The organism is Pseudomonas sp. SbOxS1, from assembly GCF_013416725.1.
Classification (GTDB): domain Bacteria; phylum Pseudomonadota; class Gammaproteobacteria; order Pseudomonadales; family Pseudomonadaceae; genus Aquipseudomonas.
Window position 1 is genome coordinate 113,954 of record NZ_JAAVXC010000032.1, and the last position, 12,430, is coordinate 126,383.

At 60.4% G+C, this 12,430-nt stretch carries 12 protein-coding genes; 5 read left to right on the forward strand and 7 right to left on the reverse strand.

Annotation, left to right across the window (positions count from 1 at the left end; genetic code table 11):
* Nucleotides 1-157 precede the first annotated feature (157 nt).
* Together HFK74_RS24645 and HFK74_RS24650 are read right to left on the reverse strand one after the other, a co-directional pair.
* Nucleotides 158-1,096 (reverse strand): FecR domain-containing protein, encoded by a 939-nt coding sequence (locus HFK74_RS24645; protein WP_180205755.1) that lies wholly within the window; start codon nt 1,094-1,096, stop codon nt 158-160.
* Nucleotides 1,093-1,581, reverse strand: coding sequence for a sigma-70 family RNA polymerase sigma factor (locus HFK74_RS24650; protein WP_180205756.1), 489 nt, complete (start codon nt 1,579-1,581; stop codon nt 1,093-1,095). The genes HFK74_RS24645 and HFK74_RS24650 overlap by 4 nt, the downstream gene beginning before the upstream one ends.
* Nucleotides 1,582-1,792: 211 nt before the next feature.
* Between HFK74_RS24650 and HFK74_RS24655 the strand changes: the two genes are divergently transcribed.
* From HFK74_RS24655 to HFK74_RS24665, 3 genes are all read left to right on the forward strand, one after another.
* Nucleotides 1,793-2,350, forward strand: coding sequence for an RNA polymerase sigma factor (locus tag HFK74_RS24655; RefSeq protein ID WP_180205757.1), 558 nt, complete (start codon nt 1,793-1,795; stop codon nt 2,348-2,350).
* A complete protein-coding gene (locus HFK74_RS24660) occupies nt 2,347-3,336 on the forward strand; it encodes a FecR family protein (protein WP_180205758.1) in 990 nt (329 codons plus the stop codon). Before HFK74_RS24655 ends, HFK74_RS24660 begins: the two co-directional genes overlap by 4 nt.
* A gap of 228 nt (nt 3,337-3,564) precedes the next feature.
* Nucleotides 3,565-5,991 carry a TonB-dependent receptor gene (locus tag HFK74_RS24665; RefSeq protein WP_180205759.1) on the forward strand — a complete coding sequence of 809 codons (2,427 nt, stop codon included), beginning with the start codon at nt 3,565-3,567 and terminating at the stop codon, nt 5,989-5,991.
* A 97-nt stretch (nt 5,992-6,088) separates the two neighbouring features.
* On the opposite strand, the gene HFK74_RS24670 is transcribed toward HFK74_RS24665, so the two are convergent.
* Both HFK74_RS24670 and HFK74_RS24675 read right to left on the reverse strand, forming a co-directional pair.
* Nucleotides 6,089-6,538 (reverse strand): hypothetical protein, encoded by a 450-nt coding sequence (locus HFK74_RS24670; protein ID WP_180205760.1) that lies wholly within the window; start codon nt 6,536-6,538, stop codon nt 6,089-6,091.
* A gap of 148 nt (nt 6,539-6,686) precedes the next feature.
* Complete coding sequence (locus HFK74_RS24675) at nt 6,687-7,562, reverse strand: helix-turn-helix domain-containing protein (protein ID WP_180205761.1); 876 nt, start codon at nt 7,560-7,562, stop codon at nt 6,687-6,689.
* 138 nt (nt 7,563-7,700) lie between these two features.
* Between HFK74_RS24675 and HFK74_RS24680 the strand changes: the two genes are divergently transcribed.
* A complete protein-coding gene (locus tag HFK74_RS24680; protein WP_180205762.1) occupies nt 7,701-8,603 on the forward strand; it encodes a DMT family transporter in 903 nt (300 codons plus the stop codon).
* A 12-nt stretch (nt 8,604-8,615) separates the two neighbouring features.
* Here HFK74_RS24680 and HFK74_RS24685 read toward each other — a convergent pair whose 3' ends face one another.
* Both HFK74_RS24685 and HFK74_RS24690 read right to left on the reverse strand, forming a co-directional pair.
* Nucleotides 8,616-9,125, reverse strand: a complete 510-nt coding sequence (locus HFK74_RS24685) for a DUF2165 domain-containing protein (protein ID WP_180205763.1) — start codon at nt 9,123-9,125, stop codon at nt 8,616-8,618.
* Between the two features lie 175 nt (nt 9,126-9,300).
* Nucleotides 9,301-10,275, reverse strand: a complete 975-nt coding sequence (locus tag HFK74_RS24690) for a D-glycerate dehydrogenase (protein WP_180205764.1) — start codon at nt 10,273-10,275, stop codon at nt 9,301-9,303.
* Nucleotides 10,276-10,474: 199 nt separating this feature from the next.
* On the opposite strand from HFK74_RS24690, the gene HFK74_RS24695 reads away from it, so the two are divergent.
* Nucleotides 10,475-10,732: a hypothetical protein gene (locus tag HFK74_RS24695; protein WP_020796706.1), complete on the forward strand. Its 258-nt coding sequence runs from the start codon at nt 10,475-10,477 to the stop codon at nt 10,730-10,732.
* A 26-nt stretch (nt 10,733-10,758) separates the two neighbouring features.
* Here HFK74_RS24695 and norR read toward each other — a convergent pair whose 3' ends face one another.
* Nucleotides 10,759-12,309, reverse strand: coding sequence for a nitric oxide reductase transcriptional regulator NorR (norR, locus tag HFK74_RS24700; protein WP_180205765.1), 1,551 nt, complete (start codon nt 12,307-12,309; stop codon nt 10,759-10,761).
* Between the last annotated feature and the right edge of the window lie 121 nt (nt 12,310-12,430).

A 12,430-nucleotide genomic window follows, 5' to 3' on the forward strand; every position in this document is an offset into this window, starting at 1 on the left:
TTCCTTCTCTGTCACGCCAGATCTGAAAAACGGCTCATTTATTATCGTTCCCACGCTCTGCGTGGGAATGCAGCCCGGGACGCTCCGCGTTCCTTCAAAGCCGAACGCGGAGCGTCCGTAGAGGCATTCCTTTGCTGCGCGTGGGAACGATCTCCAGCTAGGCCCGTGCTTCGACGGACACCCAGTACCGCGTAAAGCGCCGAACCTTCACCGGCAAGCTGATCTCCAGCAATTGCAGGATTCGTTCGCTGTCATCCAGGGGATAAGTCCCGGAGATCAGCAGGTCGGCGACCTTCGCGTCGCAATGCAGTTGTCCACGTCGATAGCGGCCGAGCTCCTCGAGAAAATCACCGAGTCGCATGTGCGCCGCCACCAGCATGCCGTCGGTCCAGGCACCGCTGTTGGCATCCAGGGGCAGGGCCGTTCCTACGCCTTTTGCGCCGAAGCCCAGTTGCCGGGCGCTGGGCAGCATCAGCGGAGAGCCGCCATCGGCGGTCAACTCGACGCGACCTTCGAACACCGCCACTAGGGTGTGGTCGGCAAACTGCCGCACGTTCAGGCGAGCCCCTTGGGTAGTCAACAGGCCGTGGGCGGTCCGCACCTGGAATGGCTGGTGGGCGGTGAGCAGCATCTCGCCTTCGAGCAAGCGGATCAGCCGTTGCGAGCCTTCAAGGCGCACGTCCACCGAGCTGGCAGTATTGAGCTGCAACTGATCGCCACTGCCCAATGGCACGGTGTGCCGCTGGCCCACAGGGCTGCGGTAGTCGGCCAGCAAGGGGGGCAACACGTTGTGTTCACGCAGGCCCCAGGTGAGCGCCGAGCCCGCGCCGAGAATCAGCAGCAGCTTCAGCGCCTGGCGTCGGCTGGTGGATGTCGGCGCGTTCAGTGCGGCGTGCGCCAGCGGCGACGATAAACCCCGCAGCCGCTGGTTGACCCGCTGGATATGCGCCCACGCCCGTTGATGTTCACTGTGCGCGTCATGCCATCGCTGCCAGGCCTGTTGCTGGCGCGGGTTCAACGGCCCTTGCTGCATTTCCATCAGCCAGTGCACGGCCTGCTCGGCGACCTGGGTGGAAAAGTCCGCTGGAGTGTTCATAGGGCGAAGTAGCAGCGCATGGCCGCTTTGTTCAGGTGCCGCTTGACCGTGGCAATGGAAATGCCCAGTTCGGCGGCGATCTGTGGATAAGTCAGGCCATCGACCTGGGCCAGGAGAAACGCACGTTTGACCAGGCGCGGCAGGCCGTCGAGCAACTGGTCCAGCTCTACCAGGGTCTGCAGGATGATGGCTTTTTCTTCCTCGGACGGCGCGACCCGTTCCGGCATTTGCGCCAGCGCTTGCAGGTAGGCGCGTTCCAGATCCTGACGGCGGTAATGGTTGAACAGCACGCGTTTGGCGAGGGTAGTGAGGAATGCACGCGGCTCGATGATCTGTGTGGTTTCCCGCGCAGTCAGCACGCGCATGAACGTATCCTGGGCCAGGTCCGCAGCGCTGTCAGGGCAGCCGAGCTTGCGCCGTAACCAACCGTTGAGCCAGTTGTGGTGGGCGTTGTAGAGGGTTTCGACGAGATGGGCTGGCGGCAACGGGATCACTCGGGACGCATCTGGATGCGTTAGAGAACAAGAATTGTTCGCATTGTAATGGTTTAAGACAACCTCCGGCAATCAGCTCGCCCTGCTGATTTCACCCGACAGCTTTGCACATGAGAATATTTATCATTAGTATTGCGTCTTGCTGGCCGCATGATGTTCATGCGGCCTCACCCGATTGCCTTCATGGCGCAGTATTGAATCGATGACTTCCCCCGAATCTCCCGAGATCGAGCCACGCGGCGACCGCGCGCATTTTCTTCAGGTGTTTCTCTCCCAGCGTTCGCAAATGGAAGCGCTGGTGAGCCGTCGCGTCGGTTGCCGGGCAACGGCAGCGGACCTGGTGCAAGACTTGTTCGTGCGTTTCTGGCGACGACCGCTGGTGCAAGTTGAAGAACTCAGCACCTATCTATTACGCTGCGCCGGCAACATCGCCATCGACCACTTGCGCAGTGAAGGCTCGCGGGTGCGGGCCAACGAAGGTTTGATGGCTGAACCGGCAGACAGAGTGGGCAGCGAGCCGCAAGCGGCGTTGGAAGCTGGCAACGATCTGCGCCACGTCGAAACGGCATTACGCGCGTTACCTGCGCGCACGCGGCAGATCTTTTTGCTCAACCGCATCCATGGCCGCAAGTACGCCGAGATCGCCAAGGCCATGGGCCTGTCCCAGAGTGCCGTGGAAAAACATATGATGCGCGCGCTCGAGGCCTGCAAGGCCAGCCTTCGGGAACCTGACCCGCGCACGCCAGGGAAAGCACAGTGAATAGCATCGAACGCGTCATGCCGACACCCGCTCAGGAACAGCAAGCGCTGGCCTGGTTGAGTCTGTTGCATGACCAGCCCAGCAGCGGTGATCAGGCCACTTTCAGTCAGTGGTTGCAGGCCGACCCCGCTCATGCCGAAGCGTATGCCCGTGCGCAAGTGCTGTGGGAGTTGAGCGAAGGGCCGGCGCGCACGCTCGCCGATGAGGACGCGCTGGCCTTGCAGGGTTACCTCAACGCCATGAATCGCTCACGGCGCAGCAGCGTTCGGCGTTGGTCGGGTGCGCTGGCCATGGCGGCTTGCCTGCTGCTGACGATCAGCCTCGGCAGCGGTTGGCAGCCGTTGCGTTGGATAGACGACCTGGGCGCCGATTATGTCTCGGCGCCGGGGGAAATCCGCACCGTCACCCTGGCCGATCAATCGCAGGTCACCCTGGATGCCGACAGTGCGATTGCCGTGGATTTCAGTGCGGGTGAGCGGCACGTGCAGGTGCGCCGCGGTGCCGGATTTTTCAGTGTGACCCATACCGGCGAGCCGTTTGTGGTCGACGCCGAGAGGGGCCAGGCGCGGGTGCTCGGCACGCAGTTCGAAGTGCGACTGCAGCCCCGTGGGGCGCAGGTGACGGTACTGTCGGGTCGGGTTGGCGTGACGGCCGACAAGCACGCGCAGCAGCAGATCCTGACGGCCGGCCAGCAAGTGGCGTACGGTGAAGGCTCGGCGGAAAAACTCCACGCGGTGGACAGCGAAGCGCAGCTGGCGTGGCGCCAGGGATGGCTCACTTACTACAAGGCGACGCTGGCCGATGTGGTTGAAGATCTGCGGCGGTATTACCCGGGAAGGATCGTGGTGCTCAATGATGAGCTGGCCAAGCGCAAGGTCAGCGGCAGCTTTCCGAGCAAGGACCCGCAGGCGGTGTTGAGTTCATTGCAGGGGGTGTTGGGGTTTGAGCAACACCAGGTTCTGGGGCATCTGATTATTTTGCGCTGAGGCGACCGGCCCCTTCGCTGGCAAGCCAGCTCCTACAAATTGAACGCGGTCCTGTAGGAGCTGGCTCGTCGGGTCGCCGCATCGCAGCGAAGGCGTCAGGCCAAGCACCTCATTACCCCCAAAAAAATATTTTCAACTTTCTGCTGAGGTAAAACCAAACGCCATCCGTGTAGTGACTGAAACTGCGAGTCATTCGCATCCGTTGCGGTTCTACACAGGTCATGAGTCATGAAGTCCAGGGCAATATCGGGTTCGGTCAAACAATGGTTGGGTGTGTCTGCGTTGAGCTTCGCGGCGTTGGCGTTGCTGCCGCTGAACGGGGCGATGGCCGCGCAGGCCGGCACCTCGCAAAGTACGCTGTTCAGCTTTTCGATGGTCGCCAAACCACTGCCCCAGGCCTTGAGCGACTTCAGTCACGTCACCGGTATCAGCGTGGTCTACACCGATGAAGCGCCTTACGGCCTCACTGCCCCGGCGCTCAACGGTCAGTGGAGTGCCGAAGAGGCCCTGCAGCGTTTGCTCAGCGGTTCCGGCTTGACCTCGCGGCGCATCGACGGCCACACCATGGTCCTGGAACCATTGCCGACCGAGGGAGCGCTGAATCTGGGCGCCACCACCATCACCTCGGTGATGGATCAGTCCACAAGCTACCAGCCGCCGCCCACCAGCTCGGTAATGCGCTCTTCGACGCCGCTTCAGGAAATTCCCCAGACGGTCAACGTCGTCCCGGCCCAGGTCATTCGCGACCAGGCCCCGCGCAACCTGGATGACGCGCTGGCGAACGTCAGCGGCATCACCCAGGGCAACACGCTAGGCAGCACCCAGGATTCGGTGATGACCCGCGGTTTCGGCGATAACCGCAACGGCTCGATCATGCGCGATGGCATGCCGGTGGTGCAGGGGCGGGGCATGAACGCGACGGTGGACCGGGTCGAAGTGCTCAAGGGCCCGGCTTCGTTGCTCTATGGCATTCAGGATCCCGGCGGCGTGGTCAACATGGTCAGCAAGCAGCCGGAGCTTGATCCCTATAACGCCCTGACCCTGCGTGGCTCGACCTATGGCGAGGGCAAGAACGGCAGCGGCGGCACCTTTGACAGCACGGGCGCCCTGGGCGACTCCGGGTTCGCCTACCGCATGGTGCTGGACCACGAAGACGAAGATTACTGGCGCAACTACGGTGTGCACCGCGAGACGCTGGTGGCGCCATCGCTGGCCTGGTTCGGTGAAAGCACCCAGTTGACGTTCGCCTACGAACACCGGGAGTTCCTGACCCCGTTCGACCGTGGCACGGTGATCGATCCGCGTGATAATCATCCGCTGGACATCCCCCGTGATCGCCGGCTCGACGAACCGTTCAACAACATGGAAGGGCGCTCCGACCTGTATCACTTCCAGGCCGACCACGACCTCAACGACAACTGGAAAGCCCATTTCGGCTACAGCTGGAATCGCGAGACCTATGACGCCAGCCAGGTGCGCGTGACCGCCATCGACACCAGCAAAGGCACGCTGACGCGCAGCATGGACGGCACGCAGAACGCCATCAGCACGGACCGCTTCACCACCGCCAGCCTCGAAGGCAGGGTCGATGTCGGCGGCATGCAACATGACCTGGTGTTCGGGATCGATGACGAATACCGCAAGATCTACCGTGCCGACCTGATCCGCCAGAAAAGCCTGGCCACCTTCAGCTACCTCGACCCGGTGTACGGCCGCGAAGTGCCGGGCACCACGGTCAGCCCGGCCGACAGTGCACAGACCGATATCCTGCGCAGCGACTCGGTGTTCTTGCAGGACTCGATCCATCTCACCGACCAATGGATCCTGGTGGCGGGCGGACGTTTCCAGGAATACGACCAGTACGCCGGCAAGGGCGTGCCGTTCAAGGCCAACACCGACAGCAACGGGCAGAAGTGGGTGCCGCGCGCCGGTCTGGTCTACCGCTACACCAATGAAGTGTCGTTCTATGGCAGCTACACCGAATCGTTCAAGCCCAACTCGACCATTGCGCCATTGAGCGGCAGCAGCACGGTGCTCGATGGCAGCATTGCGCCGGAAGAAGCCAAGTCGTGGGAAGTGGGGGCCAGGCTGGAAATGCCGGGCCGCGTAACGGGCAACATTGCGCTGTTCGACATCAAGAAACGCAACGTCCTGGTGGCTAACGCCGAAGGCCCGGTGACCCTTTACAGTGCGGCAGGCGAAGTGCGTTCACGTGGCCTGGAAGTGGACTTGAGCGGCCAGCTCAGCGACCGTTGGAGCATGATCGGCAGCTACGCCTACACCGATGCCGAAGTCACCGAAGACCCGGTCTATAAAGGCAAACAGCTGCAGAACGTGGCGAAGAACAGCGGCTCGCTGTCGGCGGTGTACGACTTCGGCAGCGTCATCGGTGGCGACCAGTTGCGGGTTGGCGCAGGCGCCCGCTATGTCGGGGAGCGCGCGGGCAATGCCGTGAATGACTTCGACCTGCCGAGCTACACCGTCGCCGATGCGTTCGCCACCTACGACACCCAACTCGACGGGCAGCGGGTCAAGTTTCAGCTCAACGTGAAGAACCTGTTTGACCGCACGTACTACACCTCGGCGGCGAGCCGGTTCTTTGTGTCGATGGGGGACTCGCGGCAGGTGACATTGTCGAGCACCTTGGAGTTTTGACGGTGGTTGTGCAGTGGGGGTTAGCGGTTTTTTGTTCCTGAATCACACCGTCCTTGTAGTGCTGCTGGCAAGGACGGTGAGGTCGGCGGGGCGAGCGTTATTTACTATTGAGTTTGATTTGCCCCGTTGCCCAATCCAGCGGTCCGTCGACTCCGAATTTCAGGTTAAGGTTAAAATCAATTTCTTTAATGCTTCGGTCATCATTTAACTTGATGCGGATCCGGCCAGCTTTGTCGTGGGCGAGAGCATAAACATAGTGAGTGTCATCGATTTGTCTTGCCCAAAAATGCATTTGGAAAATAACGCGGAGAAAGTCCTCGCTCTCATCAAAATATTTTTTGTGAAGTTTAAGTGTTAAGCCGTAGGACTTGTCGTCGTTGGAGGCGAAAATTTCAAACAGTGATGTCTCCTGTATGATAGAGACGTTCGGGAAGTAGAAGTCTTTACCGTAGCTTTCAAGGTTGATCGTTACGGAACCTTCGGTTTTAGTGTCGTCGGGTTCGCTGTTCAGAGTGATTGCTTCAGTGTTACAGGTTGTTATGGACATAATATAAACTCCTTGGTGAGGCAGGAGTATTACTTGTCCTGGTGTTGAGTGGCTACTGTCAAAAGTACTAGGGTTTAGTTGTGTTTGATTGTGTTTCGAAATAAACAATATCGTTTTTTGTATTGAAAATAATCGAAGGCTTCCCTTTTTATCGTAAAAACGCCTGCCGATATTCTCCTGGGGTTCCACCCAGTGCCTGTCGAAACCGGTTGGTAAAGTGACTGGCACTGGCAAACCCACACGCCAATGCAATCTCGCCCAACGGTTGCGACGTCGAGCGCAGCAACTCCTGCGCCCGGTTCAGGCGCCGCGCGAGCACATACTGATGCGGCGGCAAACCGAAGCTCTCACGAAACATCCGCGCGAAGTGATATTCCGACAGCGCGCACAATGCCGCCAGTTGCCCCAGGCTGATGGCTTCGGCCAATTGACTGTCGATGAACTCCACCAGATGCCGCCGCTGATGCGCGGCCAGACCACCCTTGAGGCGCAAGCCGGGACGCATGCTGACCTGGCTGAGCAGGGCGTGGGCGAGCATTTCGTGGGCCAGGCTGCTGGTGAGCAGGCGCTCTCCGGGTTCGTCCCAGTTGAGGCTGATCAAGTGCCGAAAGCGCAACGCCTGCTGCGGGTCGTCAAGAAAGGTCTGCTCGCGCAACTGCAGTTGCCGTGGTTCGCGGTCAAGCAGGGTGACGCAGCCAAGGGCGAACTGTTCGGGGCTGAAATACAGGTGGGCCAGGCGAATGTCGCCATTGATCACCCAGCCTGATTGATGGTCGGCCGGCAGGATGCACAGTTTGTCCGGGCCGCCCTTGGTGCCGGGCTGGTCACGCCGGAAGGTCCCGGTGCCGCCAGCGATGTAGCAGGACAGCGTGTGGTGGCTCGGCGCTTCGTAGTCCTGGGCATCGTGATGGTTGTTCCACAAGGCTGCTGCCATTCCGTCACCGAGCTCGGCGCTGTGCTCAAGGCGAGCATTGGGCGAGCGGTTGAGGGCTTGAAAGACTTGCAGGGATTCCAGTGCGGGCATGATCGTTTCTCTCCAACGCCTTGCATCCTACTCCGTAGATATCCCGCTGCCAGCCCGTCGCCGAACAAAAGCGCAAGATTATGCAAGTGCCGCGCAACGCGGCGCAGGACACTGGGCGCCTATCGAGGAGCCTTTGCCATGAACCTTTCGTTGTACCTGCTGACCGTGCTGATCTGGGGCACCACCTGGATTGCCCTGAAATGGCAGCTGGGGGGGGTCGCGATTCCCGTGTCCATTGTCTACCGCTTTGGTTTGGCGGCGCTGGTGCTGTTCGTGATCTTGCTGCTCAGCCGCTGCCTGCAAGTGATGAACCGCCGTGGGCATCTGATCTGCCTGGCGCAGGGGTTGTGCCTGTTCTGCGTCAACTTCATGTGCTTCCTGACTGCCAGTCAGTGGATCCCCAGCGGCCTGGTGGCCGTGGTGTTTTCCACGGCCACGCTGTGGAATGCGCTGAATGCACGGGTGTTCTTCGCCCAGAAAATCGCCCGCAATGTGCTGATGGGCGGCGCGCTGGGCTTGCTCGGCCTGGGTCTGCTGTTCTGGCCCGAGCTGGCAGGTCACACCACCAGCCCGCAAACCTTGCTCGGCCTTGGCCTGGCCCTATGCGGCACCCTGTGTTTCTCGGCGGGGAACATGTTGTCGAGCCTGCAACAAAAGGCCGGGCTCAAGCCGCTGACGACCAATGCCTGGGGCATGGCCTATGGTGCGGCGATGTTGTCGGTGTGGTGCCTGGTAAAGGGTATCCCGTTCGACATGGAATGGAACGCTCGCTACATCGGCTCGCTGTTGTACCTGGTGATTCCCGGTTCGGTCATTGGTTTCACGGCCTACCTGACCCTGGTCGGGCGCATGGGCCCTGAGCGCGCGGCCTATTGCACCGTTTTGTTTCCGGTGGTGGCGCTAAATGTCTCGGCGTTTGCCGAGGGCTACCAATGGACTCCCCCGGCGCTCGTGGGACTGGTGATGGTCATGCTGGGTAACGTGTTGGTGTTTCGCAAGCCCGGGACGAGCGCCAGGCCCGTGGCGGGGAAGCTGGCTTGAGCAACAGGTTGTTCAGCTGTCTTTGACTGCGGTGAGATAAATCAGGCCGAGAAACATGTATGCAATGTTGTTTTCGGCCCAGTCATAGGTGTTGCGATGAGCAGAGTAATCCATGTCAAACCATTCATTGAGTATGATGATGTATAAGGCCTGATAAACAAAAATACCTGTCACGAGACCGGCGATCGCGAATTTTTTCGATTCGTGAAACTCATTGCGTGGTGCATCGATTTTTCGGCAGAGCTGATAGGTCCCCACCAGGCAACTGAACGTGTAAATGATCTCGAGCGAAATGATTGCCCAGTAAAAGCGATGATGAAATATGTTCGAGGTGATCGCCCTGTAGCGCCGGGAATCGTTGCCCTCGGTATCATTCATGCTGAGGACGCGCCCAATGAAGTCGGCGTAAGCCGCATAATCGGTGAGATTGTTGGTGAGAGTCGTCAGCCCGAATAATGCTGCGGTAAATACAATAATTACTTTGCTCCGCCTTATTACAGAGGCGGTGGTTAGTTTGTTCATGAGGGGTGTTCTCCGAGTGCACCTTTGGTGCTTTTTTAATGACTCGAAGTTTATAGCTGTTCAGGGAAGTTCAGTCGGAGACTGCATTGCAAGTTATGTCGTTTGTGCTGTTTAAATAGCAAGTCGCTTGATGCCAGGGAAAATGGCACGTCCAGCCAGACGTGCCATTGTTCAATCAGCCTTTCCAGACCTGCGGGTTGACCAGGTCTTGTGGGCGCTCACCCAGCAAGGCACTGCGCAGGTTCGCCAGGGCACGGTTGGCCATGGCCTCGCGGGTTTCATGGGTGGCCGAACCGATATGCGGCAGGGTCACGGCGTTTTTCAATTGAAACAGCGGCGACTCGGCCAGCGGTTCCTTTTCATACACATCCAGCCCGGCACCGCGGATGCGGTTGTTTTGCAGCGCCTCGATCAGTGCTGGCTCGTCCACCACCGGACCACGAGCGATGTTCACCAGGATAGCGCTCGGCTTCATCAAGGCCAGTTCGCGATGGCTGATAAGGTGCCTGGTCTTCTCGCTGAGCGGGACCACCAGGCAGACGAAGTCGGCTTCAGCCAGCAGCTCGTCCAGGCTGCGCATCTGCGCGCCGAGTTCCTGTTCCAGCGCAGCCTTGCGGCTGTTGCCGCTGTAGATGATCGGCATGTTGAAGCCCAGCCGACCACGGCGCGCGATGGCCGCGCCGATGTTGCCCATGCCGACGATGCCCAGGGTCTTGCCGTGAACATCGCAGCCGAACAGCGGGGCGCCGACGGTGGCTTGCCATTGACCTGCCTTGGTCCAGGCGTCGAGTTCGGCGACGCGGCGTGCACTGCTCATCAACAAGGCGAAGGCCAGGTCGGCGGTGCTCTCGGTGAGCACGTCCGGGGTGTTGGTGAGCATGATCCCGCGCTCGTTGAAATAGGCCAGGTCATAGTTGTCATAGCCCACCGAGACGCTGGACACGACTTCCAGGCTGGCGGCGTTTTCCAGTTGTGCGCGACCGAGCTTGCGGCCGACCCCGATCAAACCGTGGGCATGGGGCAGGGCTTCGTTGAACTGGGCGTTGATGTCACCCTTTTTCGGGTTCGGCACGATGACGTCGAAGTCTTGTTGCAAGCGCTCAACCATTTCTGGCGTGACGCGGCTGAAGGCGAGGACGGTCTTTTTCATGGGTACAGGGCTCGTCGGGCGGCGGAGAATGTGGGGAAAGCTACAAGCTTCAAGCAGCCGGCCGCAAGCTAAAAGCTACCCGAAGCGCTTTTAACTTGACGCTTGCAGCTTGAAGCTTATGGCTGCCGTTCCGTTATACTGGCGTCTTTCGCGGCTCGCTGACCGGGCCCGACACAGTGTGCATCACCCGGAGCTTTTCATGACTTCCCCGAAACAACCGCCGGTAGCCGACGCCTTGAGCGACGAGCAGGCAGAGCTGCCAGACAGCGTCGACTCCAGCGCTGACAGCGAGACCAAAACCGCGATCCCGGCGTTCAAGTTCCCGTTCAAGCCGGGTGAACTGCAGGCCACCAAGGACGCCAGCCAGCCGTGGTACAAGAACGGCGCCAAGAATGGCCACACCAAGACCCCGGGAATGGCGCCTCCGGGGACACGTCGTTCGATGGGCAAGCGTTAGGATTCACAGCGATCAGCGCCCGGTGTCTATTTCATCCCCAGACGCTTGGCCATCCGCCCGAGATTGGCCCGGTCCAGGCCCAGCTCGCGGGCAGCGCTCGCCCAGTTGTGGTGGTGGCGTTCCAGGCAGGCGCCGATCAATTGGCGCTGATAACGCTCGGTGGCTTCGCGTAAATCGCCGGTCACCGTTTCCACGGCCGCTTCGGCGGGTCGCTCGGCGCTGACTTCGACACTGCCATTGGGCAGGTCGAGGTCGGCGGCACTCAAGCTGAGAATCTTCGGCCGTTCCTTGCAGTTGCCCAACGCCTTCAACGCACTGCGGCCGATCAGGTGTTCCAGTTCGCGCACGTTGCCGGGCCAACCGTAGGCCAGCAACGCAGCCTGGGCATCGGTGCTCAGGCGCAGGCTGTTGAGGCCCATGCGCGAGCGGTTCTGTTCGAGGAAGTAACCGCTGAGCAGCAACACATCTCGCCCGCGGTCACGCAGCGCCGGCACCAGCAAGGGGTAAACACTCAGCCGGTGATAGAAGTCGGCGCGGTAGCGGCCACTGCGCACTTCCTCGGCGAGGTCGCGATTGGTGGCTGCGATCAGCCGCACGTCGACCTGATGCTCCTTGTCCGAACCCAGTCGCTGCAGCTGACCGCTTTGCAGCACGCGCAGCAATTTGGCCTGCACCGTCAGCGACAGTTCGCCCACCTCATCCAGAAACAGCGTACCGCCATTGGCCAGTTCGAACTTGCCGCGCCGGTCATTCATCGCGCCAGTGAAGGCCCCGCGAACATGCCCGAACAGCTCGCTCTCCACCAGCGTGTCCGGCAAGGCGGCGCAGTTGAGGCTGATGATCGGTTTGTCGGCGCGAGGCGAGGCGGCATGGATGGCCTGGGCCACCAACTCCTTGCCCACCCCGGTTTCCCCGGTGATCAGCACCGTCAGATCGCTGCCGCCCACCAGGTTGATTTCTTCCACCAGGCGTTTGTGCGCTTTGCTTTGACCAATCATTTCGCGGTTCTGCTGGCCGCTGGCCTGACGGTACACCTCGGCGCGCTGGTGTTCGTCTTCGACCCTGTTGTTCAACCGCTCGATGCGTTCGGCCGCGTTGACGGTAGCCGCCGCGAGGCTGGCGAAGGCCTCCAGGGCGTCCAGTTCGATCGGTTCGAACTGTTCCGGGTTGAGGGCGTCGAGTGTCAGCAGGCCCCACGGCCGCTCATCGATGAACAGTGGGCAACCCATGCAATCGTGGACTTCCAGATGATCGTCGAGGCCATCGACCAGGCCGTCATACGGGTCGGGCATATTGCTGTCAGCGGCAAACCTTGTGGGGCCGGTACTGCTGAGCAGGGCCTGGAAGCGCGGGTGTTCGCTGACCTTGAAGCGCCGGCCGAGGGTGTCGGTGCTCAAGCCGTCGACAGCCAGCGGCACCAGCCATTCGCCATCCAGGCGCAGCAGGGCGGCGGCATCGCAGGGGAGCAGGGCGCGCATGGCTTCCAGCAAGCGCCGATAGCGTTCGCCCTCCGGGAGTTCGCGGGACAGGTCCGCAACCAGTGGCAACAATGCGGTAAGCAGGGATTTTGCAGTCATAGTGACTCCGTGTAGTCGATAAGACTATAACCTGCTGTGTGTCGTAATGACTAGTATGTTGTTAACTATATGATTTATAACGATTTAATAGTTGGCATGGAAACTGATAAGTCTAAGGCAA